This window comes from Burkholderia perseverans (assembly GCF_022870505.1).
In the GTDB taxonomy this organism is placed as follows: Bacteria; Pseudomonadota; Gammaproteobacteria; order Burkholderiales; family Burkholderiaceae; genus Burkholderia; species Burkholderia plantarii.
The window spans coordinates 3,034,329-3,054,837 of sequence record NZ_CP045094.1 but is presented as its reverse complement, the minus strand read 5'-3'; the positions used below and the strand labels follow the sequence as shown (position 1 = coordinate 3,054,837).

At 69.4% G+C, this 20,509-nt stretch carries 18 protein-coding genes and 1 tRNA gene; 11 read left to right on the top strand and 8 right to left on the bottom strand.

Annotation, left to right across the window (positions count from 1 at the left end; all coding sequences use genetic code 11):
- The first annotated feature begins 54 nt into the window (after window positions 1-54).
- Window positions 55-858: an N-formylglutamate deformylase gene (gene hutG / locus BpN12_RS28065; RefSeq protein WP_246795443.1), complete on the top strand. Its 804-nt coding sequence runs from the start codon at window positions 55-57 to the stop codon at window positions 856-858.
- Between the two features lie 94 nt (window positions 859-952).
- Here hutG and BpN12_RS28060 read toward each other — a convergent pair whose 3' ends face one another.
- Both BpN12_RS28060 and BpN12_RS28055 read right to left on the bottom strand, forming a co-directional pair.
- Window positions 953-2,440, bottom strand: coding sequence for an aldehyde dehydrogenase (locus BpN12_RS28060; RefSeq protein WP_246795442.1), 1,488 nt, complete (start codon window positions 2,438-2,440; stop codon window positions 953-955).
- A gap of 79 nt (window positions 2,441-2,519) precedes the next feature.
- Window positions 2,520-3,071, bottom strand: coding sequence for a cupin domain-containing protein (locus BpN12_RS28055; protein ID WP_246795441.1), 552 nt, complete (start codon window positions 3,069-3,071; stop codon window positions 2,520-2,522).
- Window positions 3,072-3,270: 199 nt separating this feature from the next.
- Between BpN12_RS28055 and BpN12_RS28050 the strand changes: the two genes are divergently transcribed.
- From BpN12_RS28050 to BpN12_RS28030, 5 genes are all read left to right on the top strand, one after another.
- Entirely contained in the window at window positions 3,271-3,651 is a 381-nt protein-coding gene (locus BpN12_RS28050) for a hypothetical protein (RefSeq protein WP_246795440.1), read from the top strand.
- Window positions 3,652-3,888: 237 nt separating this feature from the next.
- A complete protein-coding gene (locus BpN12_RS28045) occupies window positions 3,889-4,698 on the top strand; it encodes a gamma-glutamyl-gamma-aminobutyrate hydrolase family protein (RefSeq protein WP_246795439.1) in 810 nt (269 codons plus the stop codon).
- Between the two features lie 30 nt (window positions 4,699-4,728).
- A complete protein-coding gene (locus tag BpN12_RS28040) occupies window positions 4,729-6,063 on the top strand; it encodes a glutamine synthetase family protein (RefSeq protein WP_246795438.1) in 1,335 nt (444 codons plus the stop codon).
- 47 nt (window positions 6,064-6,110) lie between these two features.
- A complete protein-coding gene (locus BpN12_RS28035; protein WP_246795437.1) occupies window positions 6,111-7,538 on the top strand; it encodes an aspartate aminotransferase family protein in 1,428 nt (475 codons plus the stop codon).
- 241 nt (window positions 7,539-7,779) lie between these two features.
- Window positions 7,780-8,271, top strand: a complete 492-nt coding sequence (locus tag BpN12_RS28030) for a DUF2846 domain-containing protein (RefSeq protein ID WP_246795436.1) — start codon at window positions 7,780-7,782, stop codon at window positions 8,269-8,271.
- A gap of 65 nt (window positions 8,272-8,336) precedes the next feature.
- Here BpN12_RS28030 and BpN12_RS28025 read toward each other — a convergent pair whose 3' ends face one another.
- The 5 genes from BpN12_RS28025 to argA form a co-directional block, all read right to left on the bottom strand.
- Window positions 8,337-8,753 carry an RES domain-containing protein gene (locus BpN12_RS28025; protein WP_483298941.1) on the bottom strand — a complete coding sequence of 139 codons (417 nt, stop codon included), beginning with the start codon at window positions 8,751-8,753 and terminating at the stop codon, window positions 8,337-8,339.
- A gap of 186 nt (window positions 8,754-8,939) precedes the next feature.
- The gene (locus BpN12_RS33340; RefSeq protein ID WP_280529142.1) at window positions 8,940-9,068 is read right to left on the bottom strand and encodes a hypothetical protein; all 129 of its coding nucleotides are present in this window, start codon (window positions 9,066-9,068) and stop codon (window positions 8,940-8,942) included.
- A gap of 41 nt (window positions 9,069-9,109) precedes the next feature.
- Window positions 9,110-9,184 (bottom strand) — tRNA-Val (locus BpN12_RS28020).
- 317 nt (window positions 9,185-9,501) lie between these two features.
- Window positions 9,502-9,777, bottom strand: a complete 276-nt coding sequence (locus BpN12_RS28015) for an oxidative damage protection protein (protein WP_246795435.1) — start codon at window positions 9,775-9,777, stop codon at window positions 9,502-9,504.
- Between the two features lie 50 nt (window positions 9,778-9,827).
- The gene (gene argA, locus BpN12_RS28010) at window positions 9,828-11,195 is read right to left on the bottom strand and encodes an amino-acid N-acetyltransferase (protein WP_246795434.1); all 1,368 of its coding nucleotides are present in this window, start codon (window positions 11,193-11,195) and stop codon (window positions 9,828-9,830) included.
- Window positions 11,196-11,218: 23 nt separating this feature from the next.
- On the opposite strand from argA, the gene hrpA reads away from it, so the two are divergent.
- From hrpA to BpN12_RS27985, 5 genes are all read left to right on the top strand, one after another.
- Window positions 11,219-15,568: an ATP-dependent RNA helicase HrpA gene (hrpA, locus tag BpN12_RS28005; RefSeq protein WP_246795433.1), complete on the top strand. Its 4,350-nt coding sequence runs from the start codon at window positions 11,219-11,221 to the stop codon at window positions 15,566-15,568.
- Between the two features lie 99 nt (window positions 15,569-15,667).
- Window positions 15,668-16,666 carry a YVTN family beta-propeller repeat protein gene (locus BpN12_RS28000; protein WP_246795432.1) on the top strand — a complete coding sequence of 333 codons (999 nt, stop codon included), beginning with the start codon at window positions 15,668-15,670 and terminating at the stop codon, window positions 16,664-16,666.
- A 16-nt stretch (window positions 16,667-16,682) separates the two neighbouring features.
- Complete coding sequence (locus tag BpN12_RS27995) at window positions 16,683-17,675, top strand: sterol desaturase family protein (protein WP_246795431.1); 993 nt, start codon at window positions 16,683-16,685, stop codon at window positions 17,673-17,675.
- Window positions 17,676-18,032: 357 nt separating this feature from the next.
- Window positions 18,033-18,863: an EI24 domain-containing protein gene (locus tag BpN12_RS27990; RefSeq protein ID WP_246795430.1), complete on the top strand. Its 831-nt coding sequence runs from the start codon at window positions 18,033-18,035 to the stop codon at window positions 18,861-18,863.
- Window positions 18,860-19,675, top strand: a complete 816-nt coding sequence (locus tag BpN12_RS27985) for a competence/damage-inducible protein A (protein WP_246795429.1) — start codon at window positions 18,860-18,862, stop codon at window positions 19,673-19,675. The genes BpN12_RS27990 and BpN12_RS27985 overlap by 4 nt, the downstream gene beginning before the upstream one ends.
- Window positions 19,676-19,843: 168 nt before the next feature.
- Here the strand turns inward: BpN12_RS27985 and BpN12_RS27980 are convergent, their stop codons facing one another.
- Window positions 19,844-20,308, bottom strand: a complete 465-nt coding sequence (locus tag BpN12_RS27980; RefSeq protein ID WP_042626694.1) for a rhodanese-like domain-containing protein — start codon at window positions 20,306-20,308, stop codon at window positions 19,844-19,846.
- Window positions 20,309-20,509 lie beyond the last annotated feature (201 nt).

Sequence of the window (20,509 nt, the reverse complement as noted above, 5' to 3'; positions counted from 1 at the left end):
CTTCCCGGGCTTCCCCCAACCGGCACCCTCGACCCCTCGAAAGGATCTCGAACGATGAACTCCGCGGACCAACCGGCCGTCTTTACCCTGCATCGCGGCAGCGTGCCGCTCGTCGTGTCGATTCCGCACGCGGGCACCCATCTGCCTGACGACATCGCGCGCACCATGACGCCCGTCGCGCGCCACGTCGACGATTGCGACTGGCATCTCGAACGGCTGTACGGCTTCGTGCGCGCGCTCGGCGGCTCGGTGCTGGTGCCTTCGCACGCGCGCTACGTGGTGGACCTGAACCGGCCGCCCGACAACGCGAACCTGTATCCGGGGCAGGACACCACCGGGCTCGTGCCGGTCGACACGTTCGACAAGGAAGCGCTGTATCCGGAAGGCGGCACGCCCGACGCGGCCGAGATCGCGCGGCGCCGCGACCTTTACTGGCACCCGTACCACGACGCGCTGCAGGGCGAGATCGCGCGGCTGGCCGCCGAGCACGGCCGCGTGCTGCTGTGGGAAGCGCATTCGATCCGCTCGCACGTGCCGCGCTTCTTCGACGGACGTCTGCCCGACTTCAACTTCGGCACCGCGAACGGCGCGAGCGCGGCGCCGGGCCTCGGCGAGGCGCTGGCCGAGGTCGTGACGAAACACGGCGGCTACACGGCGGTGGCGAACGGCCGCTTCAAGGGCGGCTACATCACGCGCCAATACGGCGCGCCGGACGCGAACGTCGATGCGGTCCAGCTCGAACTCGCGCAGATCGCCTACATGGAGGAAACGCGGCCCTACGCCTACGACGAGCGCAAGGCCGAGGTGGTCGGCCCGCTGCTCGAAACGCTCTTGAAGACGGCGCTCGCTTATCGTTGAACGATTATTGAGTGATGGAGTACGCGGCGGCGCGTCGTCGTTTGGCGGCGACGCGCCGCCGTCGTTTCCGGCACGCGAACCGCCGGCGCCTGCCTCAGCGCAGCCGGATCAGCGTCGATTTCAGCTCGGTGTATTTCTCGAGCGCATGCAGCGACTTGTCCCGGCCGTTGCCGGACTGCCGGTAGCCGCCGAACGGGAAGTTCATGTCGCCGCCCTCGTCGTAGCAGTTGACCCAGACCGTGCCCGCGCGCAGCCGCCGCGACACCTCGTGCGCGGTGGTCAGGTTGCCGGTCCAGACTGCGGCGGCGAGCCCGTAGTCGCTGTCGTTGGCGATCCGGATCGCCTCGTCGAGCGTGTCGAACACGATCACCGACAGCACCGGCCCGAAGATTTCCTCGCGCGCGATCCGCGCGCCGGCCGTGGTCTCGAACACGGTCGGCTCGACGTAGAGGCCGCCCGGATGCGCGTCCGCGCGCCGGCCGCCCGCCAGCAGCCTGGCCTCGCCGCGGCCGGTCTCGATGTAGCCGAGCACGCGGTCGAGCTGCTTCGCGTCGATGATCGCGCCCATCGAGGTGGCCGGGTCGAGCGGATTGCCGGGGCGGTAGCCTTTGGCCGCGTCGAGCAGCTTCGCCACGAACGCGTCGCGGATCTCGCGATGCACGAGCAGCCGCGAGCCGGCCGTACACATCTCGCCCATGTTGTAGAAGATCGCGCCGGCCGCCGCCGCGGCCGCGCGGTCGAGATCGGGGCAGTCGGGCAGCACGATGTTCGGCGACTTGCCGCCCAGTTCGAGCCAGACGCGCTTCAGGTTCGACTGTGCCGCGCACTGCATGATCTGCTTGCCGACCGCGGTCGAGCCCGTGAACGCCACGCAATCGACGTCGCGATGCAGCGCGAGCAGCCGTCCCGGCTCGCCGCCGCCCGGCACCACGTTGAACACGCCGGCCGGTATGCCGGCCTCGAACGCGAGCCGCGCGACGCGCAGCGCCGTGAGCGGCGACTTCTCGGACGGCTTCAGCACCACGCTGTTGCCGGCCGCCAGCGCCGGCGCGAACTTCCAGGCCGCCATCAGCAGCGGGAAATTCCATGGCACGATCGCGGCCACCACGCCCACCGGCTCGCGCGTGACGAGCCCCACCAGCTTCGGGTCGACCGGCGCGACCTCGCCGCCGACCTTGTCGATCGCCTCGGCGAACCATTCGACGCAGTAGGCGGCGCCGGGGATGTCGACCGAGGTCGTGTCGGCGATCGGCTTGCCGGCGTCGAGCGTTTCCAGCACCGCGAGTTCGTCGGCGTGCTCGCGCAGCGCCGCCGCGAAGCGCAGCAGCACGGCGCGGCGCGCGCGCGGCGCGAGGCCGGCCCAGCCGCTGCCGTCGAACGCGCGGCGCGCGGCGGCCACGGCGGCGTCGACGTCCTCGGCGCCGCAGTCGGCCACCTGCGCGAGCGGGCGCGCGTCGATCGGGCTCGTGCAGTCGAAGCGGTGGCCGTGCGCGGCATCGCGGTACGCGCCGTCGATGAACGCGCGTCCCTCGATCGACAGCGACGCGGCGAGATCGTGCCAGTAGGCGAGCGTGGACTTCATCGGAAGCTCCTGTCGGACAGGCGCGCCGGACGGTTCCGGCTGCGCGCGGGTTGGCTCGTGCGCCGGTGCGCGGCGGCCTTCATTCGGCCGGCGGCGTGCTGGCCGAGACGAACTCGCAGGGCTCGTCGGCGCTCGGGTTGCGGAAGCGGTGGGGCAGGCGGGCCTCGAAATAATAGCTGTCGCCGGGATCGAGCTGCCAGGTGCGGCCCGCCACGGTCAGCTCCAGCCGCCCCGCCACGACGATGCCGCCGGCCTGGCCAGCGTGCCGCAGCGGCTCGGCGCCGGAGCCCGCGAGCGGCGCGTAGACGCGGCGCAGCAGCGTGATCGCGCGGTTGCGTACCGCCGCGCCGGCGAGGAAGCAGGGCGCGGCGTCGTCGCCGAGATTCGGCATCTCGTCGCGGCGCGCGACCACCGGCGCGTCGTCCTCGAATTCGAACGTGAAGAACTCGGCGAGGCTCATCGGAATGCATTCAAGCAGCTTCTTCAGCGAGCCGACCGACGGGCTCACGCGGTTCTGCTCGATCAGCGAGATCGTGCCGTTGGTCACGCCGGCGCGCTTGGCCAGCTCGCGCTGCGAGAGGCCGTGCTTCTTGCGGACGAACTGCAGGCGGGTGGCGACTTCGACGGACATCGGGCGGCTCCGGCCCGCGCTCGGCGGGCGGCAGGACAGGGCGGATTCCGGTCGGCGGCGGGCCGCGCGGCCGCCGGAGCTGTCGAATATTTTAAGCGGCGCGGGCGCCGCGAACTTCAGGGTAAACACCGGATCGGGAATTTTGAAACCCGATTGACGCTATCTTGAAATCCGTTAAGCTGGTTGACAGCAAGTCGTCATGCCGATCACTCTGGCCCGAATGACGCCAGCTCGCGCGATGCGCGCTCCTTCCGATCGGATCCGACGGCCAGCCGGCGTGTCGAGCGATCGTGCCAGTTTTGTCAACACGGCGCTCGACGCGTTCAATACTTTAAACAGTCAGTCGAGTGTGATCGTGAGAGTCCGAGGCCCCCTGGTCAAACGGGATCGAACGCGCGACGCGGCTCTGCCGCGCGCCGTCGAGTTCCCTGAAACCGGCAGCGGCGAGTATCGCGCCAGCCCTAGCCTGCCTAATTCCTCGCCCGCCATGTCCCGGCGCGGCGTGCGCCGCTTCAACCTCGGCGCGGTTCGCGCGCACAGCGCGCTGCGGCCGTACCACGCCGCTTCGCTGTTGCCCTAGCGCCTGCCTCGCGCGTGCCGGTTGCGCGGCGGCGAGCCCGCCCGCGGGCCGTGTCGCGCCGGCATGTGCTGCATGTCGGCGCGTTTTTCCGGCGCGTTTCCCGGTGCATTCACCGCGCCCGTCGTCTTTTTCGATCCGTTACCCGATCCGCTGCCGCCGGCCCGCGCGGGCCGGTGCGTTTGCGCGCGTCCTGTCGTGCGTGGCGCGGGGCGGCATGCCTGTCGAACCGGAGCCAGCATGAGTCGATTCCGAACCGCCCGCCCGTTGGTGGCCGTCAGCGCCGATCGCGGCATGACGGGGCCGCATCCGAGCCATTCAGCCGGCGAGAAATACCTCGATGCCGTGGTCGACGGTGCCGGCGCGCTCGCGTTCGTGCTGCCGGCGCTCGGCGAGCGGCAGCCGGTCCCCGATCTGCTTGCCGCGATCGACGGGCTGCTGCTGACCGGCAGCTATTCGAACCTCGAGCCGCGGCACTACCACGGCCCCGCCAGCGCGCCCGGCACGCTGCACGACCCGGCCCGCGACGCCACCACGCTGCCGCTCGCGCGCGCGGCGATCGAAGCCGGCATTCCGGTGCTCGCACTCTGCCGCGGCCTGCAGGAACTCAACGTGATGTTCGGCGGCACGCTGCACCAGCGCCTGCACGACGTCCCGGGCTTCGCCGATCACCGCGAGGACAAGGCCGCGCCGCTCAAGGCGCAGTACGGCCCCGCGCATCCGGTGCGGCTGGTGCCGGGCGGGCTGCTCGCGCGGCTGGCCGGCGGCGCGGCCGAGGTGCCGGTGAATTCGTTGCACGCGCAAGGGATCGACCGGCTCGGCGACGGGCTCGTGGCCGAGGCGCTCGCGCCCGACGGGCTGATCGAGGCCGCGAGCGTGCGCGCCGCGCCGGGCTTCGTGCTCGGCGTGCAGTGGCATCCGGAATGGCAATTCGCGAAGCATCCGCTGTCGCGGGCGATCTTCGCGGCGTTCGGCGACGCCTGCCGGGCCCGCCTGCGCGGCGCGGCCGAGGCGGCTGATGCGGCCGCGGGCGCGACGCCGCGCGTCTGAACGCGCGGCAACCATCTCAACGAGGCTGACATGCAAGACCTTGACGATTTCATGAAGCAGCACCGGATCACCGAAGTCGAGGCGATCATTCCCGACATGGCCGGCATCGCGCGCGGCAAGATCATCCCGCGCAACAAGTTCGAAACGGGCGAATCGATGCGCCTGCCGCAGGCGGTGATGGTGCAGACCGTCACCGGCGACTATCCCGAGGACGGTTCGCTGTCCGGCGTGACCGATCCCGACATGGTCTGCGTGCCCGATCCGTCCACCATCTGCCTGATCCCATGGGCCGTCGATCCGACCGCGCAGGTGATCCACGACTGCGTCCACTTCGACGGCTCGCCGGTGGCGATCTCGCCGCGCTACGTGCTGCGCCGCGTGCTGGAGCTGTACCGCCAGCAGGGCTGGCGGCCGGTGGTGGCGCCCGAGCTCGAGTTCTACCTGGTGGAGATGAACAAGGACCCGGACCTGCCGCTGCGCCCCCCGGTGGGCCGCACCGGGCGCGCCGAGACGGGCCGCCAGTCGTACTCGATCGAGGCCGTCAACGAATTCGATCCGCTGTTCGAGGACATCTACGAATACTGCGACATGCAGGGGCTCGACATCGACACGCTGATCCACGAGGTTGGCGCCGCGCAGATGGAGATCAACTTCCAGCACGGCGACGCGCTCGCGCTTGCCGACCAGGTGTTCCTGTTCAAGCGCACCGTGCGCGAGGCCGCGCTGCGCCACAACATGTACGCGACCTTCATGGCCAAGCCGATGGAGAACGAACCGGGCTCGGCGATGCACATCCACCAGAGCATCGTCGACGTGGAGAGCGGGCGCAACCTGTTCGTCGACGCGCGGGGCGAATCGACCGACATGTTCCGCAGCTACCTGGCCGGCCTGCAGAAATACACGCCGGCGCTGATGCCGATCTTCGCGCCGTACATCAACTCGTACCGGCGGCTGTCGCGCTTCATGGCCGCGCCGATCAACGTGCAGTGGGGCTACGACAACCGCACGGTCGGCTTCCGGATTCCGCACGCGGCGCCGGCCGCGCGGCGCATCGAGAACCGCATCCCCGGCGTGGACTGCAACCCGTATCTGGCGCTGGCCGGCACGCTCGCGGCCGGCTATCTCGGCATCACGCAGGGCCTGAATCCGACCGCGCCGCTCGCGGCCGACGGCTACAGCCTGCCGTACCAGCTGCCGCGCAACCTCGAGGAAGGGCTCACGCTGATGGCCGCCTCGACGCCGCTCGCCGGGATCCTCGGCGAGAAGTTCGTGAAGGCGTATCTGGCGCTGAAGGAAACCGAATACGAGGCGTTCTTCCGCGTGATCAGCTCGTGGGAGCGGCGCCATCTGCTGCTGCACGTGTGACGAAACCCGAACCCGCGGCGTTCGCGCCGCCCAACGGAGGATCCATCATGACGCAACGAATCGGCGAATCGGCCTACGTCCAGGCCGTGCGCGCGCCGGCCGCGGCCGAGGCGCGCTCGACGGCCGAGTATCGCGCGCTCGACGCCGCGCACCACCTGCACCCGTTCTCGGACATGGGCGCGCTCAATCGCGCCGGCAGCCGCGTGATCACCGGCGCGCACGGCGTCCACCTGCGTGATTCCGACGGCAACCGCATCGTCGACGGGATGGCCGGGCTCTGGTGCGTGAACGTCGGCTACGGCCGCGAGGAACTGATCGAAGCCGGCGCGCGGCAGCTGCGCGAACTGCCGTTCTACAACACCTTCTTCAAGACCACGCATCCACCCGTGATCGAGCTGTCGGCGCTGCTCGCCGAGATCGCGCCGCCCGCGTTCAACCGTTTCTTCTATTGCAACAGCGGCTCGGAAGGCAACGACACGGTGCTGCGCGTCGTGTACCAATACTGGCTCACGCAAGGGCAGCCGCAGCGCAGGTACGTGATCTCGCGGCGCAACGGCTATCACGGCTCGACCATCGCGGGCGGCACGCTCGGCGGCATGGACTACATGCACGAGCAGATGCCGTCGAAGGTCGAGCACGTCGTGCATATCGACCAGCCGTATTTCTTCGGCGAGGCACGCGCCGACCAGACGCCCGAGGCGTTCGCGCTCGAGCGCGCGCGGCAGCTCGAGGCGAAGATCCTCGAACTCGGCGCCGAGAACGTCGCCGCGTTCATCGGCGAGCCGTTCCAGGGCGCGGGCGGCGTGATCTTTCCCGACACGGCCTACTGGCCCGAGATCGAACGGATCTGCCGCAAGTACGACGTGCTGCTGGTGGCCGACGAGGTGATCGGCGGCTTCGGGCGCACCGGCGAGTGGTTCTCGCACCAGTACTTCGGCTTCACGCCGGACCTGATGACGCTGGCCAAGGGGTTGACGAGCGGCTACGTGCCGATGGGCGCCGTGGCGCTGTCCGATCGCATCGCCGACGCGCTGATCGCGCATGGCGAGTTCAACCACGGCATGACCTACTCGGGACATCCGGTGGCGGCGGCCGTCGCGGTGGCGAACCTGCGGGTGCTGCGCGAGGGCGGCGTGGTCGAGCGCGTGAAGACCGAAATCGGGCCGTATTTCCAGCGGCGCCTGCGCGAGGCGCTGGCGGGCAGCCCGATCGTCGGCGAGGTGGCGGGCGCCGGGCTCGTGGCCGGCATCCAGCTCGCGCAGGACCCGGGCGCGCGGCGCCGCTTCGCCAACGGCGGCGAGGTCGGCACGATCTGCCGCGACTACTGCTTCAACGGCAACCTGATCATGCGCGCGACCGGCGATCGCATGCTGCTGTCGCCGCCGCTCGTCGTGACGACGCAGGACGTCGACGAGATCGTCGGCAAGGCGGCGCAGGCGATCGCCTCGACGGCGCGGCAGATCGGCGCCGTGTGAGGCGCTGGGGGCTGCATGGCGCGGGTTCGATCGTGTCGTCGATCGCGCGCCGTGCAGTCGCCCACGAATCGTCACCGGAAGTTTGCGGCGTGCCGCAGGAATGTTTCGGATTGTCAAAGCGGCGTCGCGTATCGGCGACGATGGTCGCGACGGCGGGTCGAATCGTCTATGCTGGACTGACGGGAGGCCGGCCGCGCGCCGGTTTCGGCGCGACAAGGGTCACGATCCGGAGGACACGACGATGAGGTGGAACTGGCGCACGGGCGCTGCGTTGACGGTACTGGCGACGACGATCGCGTTGGCGGGATGCGCGTCCCGGCCGCAGAAGCCGATCTACCGGGACATGTGGGCCTCGGTGCCGGCCCCGGCCGCGGGGCAGGGGCGCATCGTGTTCTTCCGCAGCCAGGCGAAGCTCGGCATGGCGAGCGGCGACCACGTCAAGGTCAACGACCAGCCCGCCGGCGAGATACCGGGCGGCGGCTTCTTCTATCTCGACGAGCCGGCCGGGCAGTACACCGTCACCACCTCGAGCGCGCCCGACCGGCCGCTCACGTTCTATCTGATGCAGGGCGAGACGAAGTACGTGCGCATGGTGGTGCCGTTCGCGCTGGTGGCGGGGCCGCTCACACCGTCGCTCGAAAGCGATCCGGCCAAGGTGCGCGAGGAACTGTCGATGCTGCGTTACGTGGGCGGCGGCAACGGCGCGCGGCATGTGGCGGCGAAGGCGCAGTGAGGGCGGCCGGCCTCGTCATGACGAACGGCCTGGATCTCGGGATTCAGGCCGTTTTCCATTGACGCTCACGGAGCGATGATGACACCGATGCGATAGGCGTCGACGAAGCCGGGCCAGTCGACGTGCTCGACCAGATCGATGTCGTCGGTGACGCGGATCTTCGGCGCGGTGTGTTCGAACAGGGCGGCGCTCGCGGCCGGATAGGTGTTGCGCGAGGGATGGAGCAGGCCGTCGAAGCGGGCGTGACGGTCCGGCCCGCGCCTCGCATGCACCTGCGCCGAGATATGTTGCGTATGCGTGTAGTCGCGGCTCGCCCACTGGCCGAGGTTCAGGCCGAAGTGGCCCGCCATCACGCCGGGCGCGGTCAGGTCGGCCAGTTGCAGAGGCTCCACCACGCGGACCGCGCGCACCGGCCGGCTGCGGATTTCCGTCAGCGTGACCGCGCGCTGCGTATCGCGATCCCATTCATGCTTGTGAAACACCGATTCCATCAGTGCCGTGGGGAAGGTCGCGGCCGAAGCGGAGCGTCGCGTCGCGATACCTGACGCGACTGACGTGCTGCAGCAGTTCGCCGGCCTCGATCGGAAACGGCGGTAACGCGATCCCCACGCGCGGCCGGCTCAATGCAGGCCGAGCACGTTGCGCACGGCGTCGACGACGTGGTCGAGCTAATAGGTGCCCACCGCCTCGACGCGCTCGTGGACGAAGGCCTGAAGCTCGGCGACGAACGCGCCGGCATCACGGATCTCGACGACGGTGAAGCGCCGGAAAGCAAAAAGCCCCATGACTTTCATCATGGGGCTTTTTGCTGCGATGCCGTGAGGCACCGTGAATTCTTTGGTGGGCGGTACTGGGATCGAACCAGTGACCCCTGCCGTGTGAAGGCAGTGCTCTACCGCTGAGCTAACCGCCCAAAGAGCCTTGAATTATGATGGGGCTTTGTTACTGCGTCAAGCCTTTTTTCATCTCATTCCGTCCGGCGGGACGCGATCCATGCCTTGGCGCGAATCGAGGCGTGATCATAGCGGCATCGCGCACTTTTATCCAGCGTTATTTTTCGCGGACGCTGAAATGGTTCGACGTCGTCGCGGGATGGCGGCACTGGCGGGACGCGGACCGGGAAAAAACGGGGAGGCAGCGGGAGAAACAGCGGAAGAGAACAAGCCGGGGCAGCAGAGGCGCCGCCTCCGCCGTGCAACGCGAGCGCGCCGCACGGCGGAGGCGAAACGCTCAGCCTTCGGTCGGCGGCACGAAGCCCGTCGCCTGGTCGGCGCCTTCGCCGAAGAAATACTTCTCGGTCTGCTTGACGAGATACTGGCGCGCGCGCGGGTCGGCCATGTTCAGGCGGTTCTCGTTGATCAGCATGGTCTGCTGCTTGAGCCAGCCCTGCCACGCTTCCTTCGACACGTTTTCATAGATTCGCTTGCCGAGTTCGCCCGGCAGCGGCGGGAAATCGAGGCCTTCGGCTTCGTGGCCGAGCTTTACGCATTGAACCATACGGGACATCGTTGACTTCTCCTGTAATCGACTGGGGAGGGGGCGCGCTTGGGCGCCGCTCAGAGCTGCTTCATCAGCACGAGCGACTTGCGCTGCCAGTTATAGAGTTTGCGGCGGTCTTCGGGCAGGTCGTCGACGTTGACCTTGACGAAGCCGCGCTTGAGGAACCAGTGCTCGGTGCGCGTCGTCAGCACGAAGATGCGCGTGAGGCCGCGAGCACGCGCGCGCTGCTCGATGCGCTTGAGCAGGCGCTCGCCGTCGCCGGAGCCCTGGGCCTCGGGCGCGACGGTCAGGCAGGCCATCTCGCCGATCTTCTCCTGCGTATACGGATACAGCGCCGCGCAGCCGAACAGCACGCCATCGTGCTCGATCACCGAGAAGTGGTCGATGTCGCGCTCGATCTGGTGGCGGCCGCGCCGTACCAGCGTGCCGTCGCTTTCGAGCGGCTCGATCAGCGTGAGGATGCCGCCGACGTCGTCCGGCGTCGCCTCGCGCAGGCTTTCCAGGTTCTCGTAGGAGATCATGGTGCCGACGCCGTCGTGCAGGAACAGTTCGAGCAGCACGCCGCCGTCGAGCGAGTAGGGCAGCAGGTGGCCCCGCGCCACGCCGCCCCGGCAGCCGCGGATCGCATGCTTCAGGTAGAACGCCTCGTCGCCCTGCAGGTTGCCGGAGTCGAGCAGCTCGGCGGCCGCGTCGAGCGACATTTCACCGATCAGCTCGCCTTCCTCGTCGACGAGGCCGGGCGCGTCGGTCAGGAAGATCAGCTTGTCGGCGCGCAGCGCGATCGCGGCGGCCGAGGCGACGTCCTCCATCGACAGGTTGAACGCCTCGCCCGTCGGCGAGAAACCGAGCGGCGAGAGCAGCACGAGCTTGCGGCTCGCGAGCGAATGGCGGATCGATTCGGCATCGATCTTGCGGACCACGCCGGTGTGCTGGAAATCGACGCCGTCGAGGATACCGACCGGTCGCGCCGTCACGAAGTTGCCCGACACCACGCTGATGTGCGCGTGCGCCATCGGCGAGTTCGGCAAGCCCTGGCTGACCGCCGCCTCGATGTCCAGACGCACTTCTCCGGCCGCTTCCTTCGACGATTCGAGCGCGCGCGCGTCGGTGACGCGCAGCCCGTGCGAGAACTCGGACTCGACGCCGTGCAGGCTCAGCTGCTCTTCCAGCTGCGGGCGCGAGCCGTGGACCAGCACGATCTGGATGCCCATCGCCTGCAGCAGCGCGATGTCGGCGACCAGCGCGTTCAGCAGGCCCTGCTGCACGACCTCGCCACCGAAGCCGATCACGAACGTGCTGTTGCGGAACTTGTGAATATAGGGCGCGACGGAGCGCATCCAGTCGACGAACTGGGCGTGGCTGATCGCGGTCGCGTCGATGGGCGACGGTGTCGGGACGGCGGGGAGGTCGGTTTGGGAATTCATGGGCGGGATTATAATGCGCCCCCATGTCGAATGTACCCAAAAGCTCCGCACCGAAGCGCTCGGATGCACCGGCGGATCAAGGTGCGCAGCCGGCGGCTCGCCCGGAGCCGCGTCAGGCGCCGCCAGCGGCCCGTCCCCCCGAATCGTCGAACCCGAAGCGCGAGCCGCAAGCCGCGCAGCCGCCGCGCACGCCGCGTGCCGAACGCTCGCCGCGCGAAGGCGGTGAAAGCCGTGAAGGCCGAGACCCGCGCGAAGCCCGCGAAGGCCGGCCGCCGCGCGAGCCGCGTGAAGCGCGCCCCGACCGCCCCGACCGCCCCGCCCGCGAGCCGCGCGAGGCCCGCCCGCCGCGTGAACCACGTGAGCCGCGCGCCGCCCGCCCGCCCGTCACGCCGAACCCGATCCCGCCGATCACGTTCCCCGAGAGCCTGCCCGTCTCCGGCAAGCGCGAGGAGATCGCGCGCGCGATCGCGGAGAACCAGGTGGTGATCGTCTGCGGCGAGACCGGCTCGGGCAAGACCACCCAGCTGCCGAAGATCTGTCTCGCGCTCGGCCGCGGGCTCGGCGCGGGCGGCCGCGGCCTGATCGGCCATACCCAGCCGCGCCGGCTGGCCGCGTCGTCCACCGGCCGCCGGATCGCCGAGGAACTCGGCACGCCGTTCGGCGAGGTGGTCGGCTACAAGGTACGTTTTACCGACAATCTCGCGCCGGGCGCCTCGGTCAAGCTGATGACCGACGGCATCCTGCTGGCCGAGACGCAGACCGACCCGCTGTTGCGGGCGTATGACACGCTGATCATCGACGAGGCGCACGAGCGCAGCCTCAACATCGATTTCCTGCTCGGCTACCTGCGCCAGATCCTGCCGAAGCGGCCGGACCTGAAGCTGATCGTGACCTCGGCGACCATCGACGCGGACCGCTTCGCGCGCCACTTCGGCAGCGAGACGCGCCCGGCGCCGGTGATCGAGGTGAGCGGCCGGCTCTATCCGGTCGAGATCCGCTACCGGCCGATCGCCGACGAGCGCTCGGCGGCGGTGCGCAACGCCGAGGGCGCCGCGAGCGGGCGCGACCGCCAGAAGACGGCGCGCGAGGCCGAGCGCGACCTGATGGACGGCATCGTCGACGCGGTGGACGAGCTGTGCCGCGAAGGCCCCGGCGACGTGCTGGTGTTCCTGCCCGGCGAGCGCGAGATCCGCGACGCGGCCGAGGCGCTGCGCAAGCACCATCCGCCACACACCGAGATCCTGCCGCTGTTCGCGCGGCTGTCGGCGGCCGACCAGGAGCGCGTGTTCAAGGGTTCGAACGCGCGCCGCATCGTGCTGGCCACCAACGTCGCCGAGACCTCGCTGACGGTGCCGGGCATCCGCTACGTGGTCGATACCGGCCTCGCGCGCGTCAAGCGCTATTCGTACCGCAACAAGGTCGAGCAGCTGCAGGTCGAGTCGATCTCGCAGGCGGCCGCGAACCAGCGCGCGGGCCGCTGCGGGCGCGTGGCCGACGGCATCTGCATCCGCCTCTACGAAGACACCGACTACGCCGGCCGCGCGCGCTTCACCGATCCCGAGATCCTGCGCTCGTCGCTGGCCGCGGTGATCCTGCGCATGAAGTCGCTGCACCTCAGTTCGATCGAGTCGTTCCCGTTCATCGAGCCGCCGCCGGGCCGCGCGATCGCCGACGGCTACCAGCTGCTCAACGAACTCGGCGCGGTGGACGACGACAACGCGCTCACGCCGCTCGGCCGCGAACTGGCGCGCCTGCCGCTCGACCCGCGGGTGGGCCGCATGATCCTGGCCGCGCGCGACCAGCAGGCGCTGCGCGAGGTGCTGATCATCGCCAGCGCGCTGTCGGTGCAGGACCCGCGCGACCGGCCGATCGAGGCGCAGGAGCAGGCCGACCAGGCGCACCGCCGGTTCGCCGACGAGCGCTCCGAATTCCTGCAGTGGCCGAAGATCTGGGCCTGGTTCGAGGAAGCTGTCGCGCACAAGAAGTCGAACCGGCAGCTGGTGGACGCGTGCCGCGCCAACTTCCTCTCGCACCTGCGGTTGCGCGAGTGGCGCGACGTCCACTCGCAGCTGCTGACGGTGGTGCGCGAGCTGGGCTGGCGCTTGAACGAGGTCGAGGCGACCTTCGAGCAGATCCACCTGTCGCTGCTCACCGGCCTGCTCGGCAACATCGGCATGAAGGCCGACGACGAGCCGCACTACCTCGGCGCGCGCACCATCAAGTTCCACCTGTGGCCGGGCTCGGCGCTCGTCAAGAAGGCCGGGCGCTGGGTGATGGCGGCCGAGCTGGTCGAGACGAGCCGGCTGTACGCGCGCGGCATCGCGAAGATCGAGCCCGAGTGGATCGAGAAGGTGGGCGCGCATCTGCTGAAGACGACGCTGTCCGAGCCGCACTGGGAGAAGCGTCCGGCACAGGTCAGCGCGTTCGAGCGCGGCACGCTCTATGGCCTGACGATCTACCATCGCCGTCGCGTGGCGTTCGGCAAGCAGGATCCGGCGCGTGCGCGCGAGCTGTTCATCCGCGGCGCGCTGGTGGAGGGCGAGTTCGACACGAAGCTCGCGTTCTTCGCGCACAACCGCAAGCTGCTGGCCGACATCGAGCAACTGGAACACAAGTCGCGCCGCCAGGACGTGCTGGTCGACGACGAGCTGATCTACGGCTTCTACGACCAGGCGATCCCGGCCGGGATCCATACCGGCGCCGCGTTCGAGCGCTGGTATCGCGACGAGCTGAAGGCGAGCGGCCAGCCCGAGGACAAGCTGCGGCTGCTGTACCTGTCGCGTGACGACCTGATGCGCCACGAGGCGGCGGGCGTGACCACCGACCTGTTCCCGAAGCGGCTGACCATGGCCGGCGTCGAGATGGCGCTGTCCTACCACTTCGAGCCGGGCTCGCCGCGCGACGGCGTCACGCTGCAGGTGCCGCTCTTCGCGCTGAACCAGGTGGACGCGCGGCGCGCCGAGTGGCTGGTGCCGGGCATGCTGAAGGAGAAGGTGCAGCTGCTCTTGAAGTCGCTGCCGCAGAAGCTGCGGCGCCACTGCGTGCCGCTGCCCGACTACGCGGCCGGCTTCGTCGGGCGCGCCGGCGCCGAGCGCTTCGGCGCGGGCGCGCTGCTGGACGTGCTGATCGCCGACGTGCGCGGCCAGACGCAGATCGCGATGAAGACCCCGGACTTCAAGCTCGAAACGCTGCCCGCGCACCTGTTCATGAACTTCAAGGTGATCGACGAGCACGGCCGCCAGCTCGCGATGGGCCGCAACCTCGCGCAACTGCGCGGCGAACTGGGCGCGCAGGCGCAGCAGCACTTCCAGAAGATCGCGGCGGCGGCCACGCTCGCGCCGGCGGGCGAGGCGGCCGACGGCGCGCCGCTGCAGACCGGCGCGGCGGGCGGCAACGGCGGCGCGGCCGGCCGGCGCCCGGGCGGCCGCTCGGCGCCGCCGCGCACCGCGCCGGCCACGGCCGCGGGTGCGGGTGCGGGTGCGGGTGCCGCGGCCGAAGCGGCCGGCGGCGGCGCGACCGCGCTCTACGAGAACCTGACCACCTGGAACTTCGGCAAGCTGCCCGAGCTGCTCGAGATCCGGCGGCGCGGCCAGACGCTGTACGGCTACCCGGCGCTCGTCGATCGCGGCACGCACTGCGACGTCGAGGTGTTCGATTCGCCCGAGGAGGCGGCGCGGATCCACCGCGCCGGGCTGCGCCGGCTGTTCGCGCTGCAGCTGAAGGAGCCGATCAAGTACCTGGAGAAGAACCTGCCGGGGCTGCGCGAGATGGCGATGCAGTACATGACGCTCGGCTCGCAGGACGAGCTTCGCGACCAGCTGATCGACACCGCGCTCGACCGCGCCTGCCTGCAGGACCCGCTGCCCGACGACGACGCGAGCTTCCACACGCGCCGCGACGAGGGTCGCAGCCGCCTGAACCTGCTCGCGCAGGAGATCGCGCGGCTGGTCGGACAGATCCTGGCCGAATACGTCGGGCTCGCCAAGAAGCTGGCGCAGGCGAAGTCGTTCGGCGCCGCCCACGCGGACATGGTCGCGCAGCTGGGCGCGCTGGTCGGCAAGCGCTTCGTGATCGACACGCCGTACCCGCAGCTCGCGCATTTCCCGCGCTACCTGAAGGGCATCGCGCTGCGCATCGACAAGCTCAAGGCCGACGCGGCCCGCGACGCGCGCCAGCTCGCCGAGTTCGCGCCGCTCGCGCAGCACTACCAGCGGGCGCTGTCGCAGCGCGGCGGCGCGGCCGACGGGCGGCTCACCGAGTTCCGCTGGCTGCTGGAGGAATTGCGCATTTCGCTGTTCGCGCAGGAACTCCGCACGCCGATGCCGGTCTCCGTCAAGCGGCTGCACAAGGTCTGGGAGTCGTTGCAGCGCTAGCGCGGCGGTGGCCGTCCCGACGAACCGGGGCGGCCGCCGGTCAACCGGACGGCCGCCCGAACGTTCTACAATGACGGTTGTCACTCGACGTGGGTCTTCATGCGCAATTTCCTGTCTTTCGGTCGTGCCGCCCTGCTGGTCGGCGCCCTGGCCGCCACGGCCGCTCCGGCCGCCTTCGCCAACAACGTGATCGTGCTGAATTCGGCCGAGGCGACGCTCTCGCTGATCGACGAGAATTCGCATCAGGTGGTCGGCAACATGCCGACCGGCAAGGAGCCGCATCACCTGATGGCGACGCCCGACAATTCCTCGCTGATCGTCGCGAATTCGGTCTCGAACAGCCTGATGTTCCTCGATCCGCGCACGGGCGCGTTGCAGCGCACCGTCGAGGGCATCGACGATCCTTACCAGCTCGGCTTCTCGCCCGACCGCAAGTGGTTCGTGGCGGCCGGCCTGCGGCTCGACCGCGTCGACATCTACAGCTATGACGGCCACAACGTGAAGCTGGCCAGGCGCGTGCCGCTGGCGGTGATGCCGAGCCACCTCGCGTTCACCAACGACAGCCGCACCGTGCTGGTGTCGCTGCAGGTCTCGGGCGAGCTGGCCGCGATCGACCTGCCGACCCAGACGGTGAAGTGGAAGATGAAGGTCGGCAAGGTGCCGGCCGGCCTCTGGATGACGCCCGGCAACAAGTACGTGCTGGTCGGCATGACGGGCGCCGACTACGTGGCGGTGGTGGACTGGCGCAACCAGAAGGTCGTCAAGACGATCCCGACCGGCAAGGGCGCGCACAATTTCCGCTCGCTCGCCGACGGCACCCACGTGGCCGTCACGAACCGCGTCGCGAACACCATCAGCATCATCGACGAGAACACGCTCACCAACGTCGGCGACATCACCGGCCTCTTGCCCGGCCCCGACGACATGGAGCTGTCGGCCGACCGCAAGACGCTGTGGGTGACGTTCCGCTTCGCCAAGAAGGTCGGCGTGATCGACCTGGCGAGCCGGCGCCTGATCCAGACGATTCCGGTCGGCCGCTCGCCGCACGGCATCTATTTCTACGACCGCGCGCCGGTGACGGCGCCGAACGGCGCCTGACGGCCGGAGTTCGCCCATGCTTCATGCGATCGCCTCGATGCTCGACACTTTCGTGTCGAACCTGCAGACCTGGCTCTATGTCGACGTGGTCCAGCCGGCGTTGTTCAAGTTCGACCTGATGGACTACGACGAGGACACCTACGACGCGCTCTACTGGGTGATCGTGGGCGCGCTGCAGGTGCTGGCGATGTACGTGCTGCTGCGCCCGCTCGAGGCGCTGCGCCCGGCCGAGCCCTGGGCCAACCGCCGCGAGACGCGCGTGGACGTGATCTACACGCTGATCGCCAAGCTCGGCATCTTCACGCTGTTCTTCTTCTTCGTGATGCAGCCGTTCTTCGACAGCTTCCAGGGCTGGCTGCGCGTGAAGGGCGTGGCGAACCTCAATCTCGACACGCTGTGGCCCGGCGTGACCTCGCAGCCGCTCGTCGCGTTCGCGATCTACCTCGTCGTGCTCGATTTCGCCGGCTACTGGTACCACCGCTGGCAGCACCGCTTCGGCGTCTGGTGGGAGCTGCATGCCGTGCATCACAGCCAGCGCCAGATGTCGCTGTGGACCGACGACCGCAACCACCTGCTCGACGACCTGATCCAGGGCTGCTTCTTCGCCGCGATCGCGCTCGTGATCGGTGTGCCGCCGTCGCAGTTCGTGGTGCTGACCGCCGTGTCGAACTTCCTGCAGAGCATCCAGCACACCAACGCCGTGCTGCCGTTCGGCCGGCTCGCCGAGCGCCTGCTGGTGAGTCCGGCGTTCCACCGGCGCCACCACGCGGTCGGCTACGGCCACGAGGGCACCGCCTACGGCTGCAACTTCGGCGTGCTGTTCCCGTGGTGGGACATGCTGTTCCGCACCGCCTCGTGGAACCGCACGCTCGAGCCCACCGGCATCCGCGAGCAATACCAGGGCGTCTCGTATGGCGAGGGCTTCTGGTCCCAGCACTGGCTCGCCATGGTGCGCATCGCGAGGCGCCTCGCGCGCCGCAAGCCGCGCGTGTCGGCCGAGACGGCTTGACGTAGCCTCGCGGCGACCAGCCGGGCAGGGGGCAGCGGCGCGTTTGCGCAGCTTTGCCTTTGTACCTGTCGGGGGTGCCTTTCGCGTCCCCGCGTTCATGTTTCCTTCCGCATCACGGTTGCATTGGCGAAGGCGGCACGCATCGGCTCGACCATGCGTCCGATCCACGCCGGCCGGCCGCATCGCCCTGACGGCGCGCGCCCGCTTCGCCCGACGTCCACCGCCTCCCGCGTTCCGCCCGTCCCCCGTTTCCCGTTTCCCCGACCATCCGGCCAGGCCCGTTCACCGTTTTGGCGCGCGGGCGCCGCCTGGTTTATCCTTGCTGCGCGTCCCCGATTTCTCCTCGACCAGGCCCGCATGACCGATCTGCTGCGCTCCTTCGGCCGGGCATTCGCAAGCGCGCTGCACCCGCGGATGCTCTGGCTCACGTTCATGCCGTTTTTCGTCGCCGCGCTCGGCTGGGGCGTCGTGCTGTGGTTCGCGTGGCAGCCGCTCGTCGGTTTCACGCGCGTCGCGCTCGACGGCTTCGCGCTGACCGCCTGGCTCTACCATTTCTTCGGCGCGATCGGCGTGCCGCAGCTGCACGCGGTGGTGGCGCCGTTCGTGGTGGTGGCGGTGGCGATTCCGCTGATCGTGCTGACCGTGCTGCTGCTGATCGCCGGCATCTCGATGCCGGTCGTGGTTGGCCACCTGTCGCGGCGCCCGTTCGCGCAGCTCGAGACGAAGCGCGGCGGCAGCTGGTACGGCAGCGTGTTCAATTCGCTGTGGGCGGCGCTCGCCAGCATCGTGGTGCTGGTCGTCACGCTGCCGCTGTGGCTGATCCCGCCGTTCTTCGCGCTGCTGCCGCCGCTGATCTGGGGCTGGCTCACCTATCGCGTGATGACCTACGACGCGCTCGCGCTGCATGCGAGCGCCGACGAGCGGCGCGCGCTGCTGCGCCGCCACCGCTGGCCGCTGATCGGCATCGGCATCGCGAGCGGGCTGCTCGGCACGGTGCCGACGTTCGTCTGGGTATCGTCGATCTGGATGATGGTGCTGTTCCCGTTCGTCGCGGCGGCGATGATCTGGGTCTATGCGTTCATCCTCGTGTTTTCGGCGCTGTGGTTCGGTTTCTATTGCCTGCACGCGCTGCAGGACCTGCGCGCGGCCGCCGCCGCGCATCCCCAAGTTCCGACGAGGCACGAATGAGTATCGGCATCATCATCATCGGCGACGAAATCCTGTCCGGTCGCCGCCAGGACAAGCATCTCGCCAAGGTCATCGAACTGCTCGGCGCGCGCGGCCTCGCGCTCGACTGGGCCGAGTACGTCGGCGATTCGCGCGAGCGCATCACGGCCACGCTCAAGCGCGCGTTCGCGGCCGGCGACATCGTGTTCTCGACGGGCGGCATCGGCGCCACCCCCGACGACCACACGCGCCAGTGCGCGGCGGCCGCGCTCGGCGTGCCGCTCGAACTGCATCCGGAAGCGAAGCAGCTGATCTCGGAGCGGATCCGCGAGATGCATACCGACGCCTCGGCGCCGGTCGATTTCGAGTCGCCCGAGAACCGCCATCGCTTCGAGATGGGCACGTTCCCGGCCGGCGCCAGCATCATCCCGAACGGCTACAACAAGATCCCCGGCTTCTCGTGCGGCGACCTCCACTTCGTGCCGGGCTTCCCGGTGATGGCCTGGCCGATGATGGAATGGGTGCTCGACACGAAGTACGCCCACCTGCATCACGCCACGCCGTTCGCCGAGCGTTCGGTGCTGGTGTTCGAGCTGCCCGAATCGACGCTGACGCCGCTGATGGAGCAGATCGAGCGCGATTTCCCGGGCGTGCGCGTGTTCAGCCTGCCGAGCGTGGGCGACGCCGAGCGCGGCGGCGTCTATGCGCGGCGCCACATCGACCTCGGCGTGAAGGGCGAGCCGGAGGCCGTGGCCGCCGCGTTCGTGAAGCTGCGCGAGGGCGTCCACCACCTCGGCGGCGACATCGTCGAACCCGACGCGGCCCCGCGCTGAGCGGGCGCGGGCCGAACCCGGGCGTGCCGCGGGGTCAATCTGCATTTCAGCCGCTTCCTCGGCGGCCCGGTCGATCGGCCGGCCGCCGCGGCGCCGGAAACGACACGGGCCGCTCGCGCGGCCCGTCATCGGTGTGTCATCGCCCGGCCGGACGATGGCAGGCAACGTTCAAGCGCCGATCCACGGCAGCTTGTGATGGCACCAGCCCTCGACCGTCTTGCGATGCCCCTGTCCGTCCTTGGTCCCCTCGAAGCCTTCCAGGATGTCGAACGCCTTCGTGAAGCCGGCCTGCGCGGCCGCCACGGCGGCCAGCTTCGAGCGCGCCGCGCTGCGGCACAGGAACACGATCGGGGTGCCGGCCAGTGCCTGCGTCTTCAGTTGCGCGATGAAATCGGGATTCGGCACGCCGCCCGGGTAGCGCGTCCACTCGACGTGGACGTACTGGCTGTCGCCGACCAGCGGACGGCCGACCCAGTCGAGCTCGGCGCGCGTGCGCACGTCCACCAGCCGCGCGGCCGGGTCCAGTTGCAGCAGTTCGAAGGCTTCGGCGGGCAGCAGCGCGCCGGCGTAGGCGAGCCGGCCTTCGGCACGGCGTTGATCGGCTTGCGCGTAGAGCTGGTCGAGCGTGGTCATGTCGGGCATTCCGGTTGCGAATCAAACCGGCATTCTAGCCTGCGGGGCCAGGGTGCGCGGGCCTCGCGCGACGGCCGCGCACGGCGCGCGCGGGGTGCCGGCGCGCCATTTCACCAAAACAGTGCAGAATCGCCTTTCGTCATGCGATTAGCATTAATTTGGTGCGCTTTTCGTGGTTTTGCCTATATTTGGTGCGTGAGA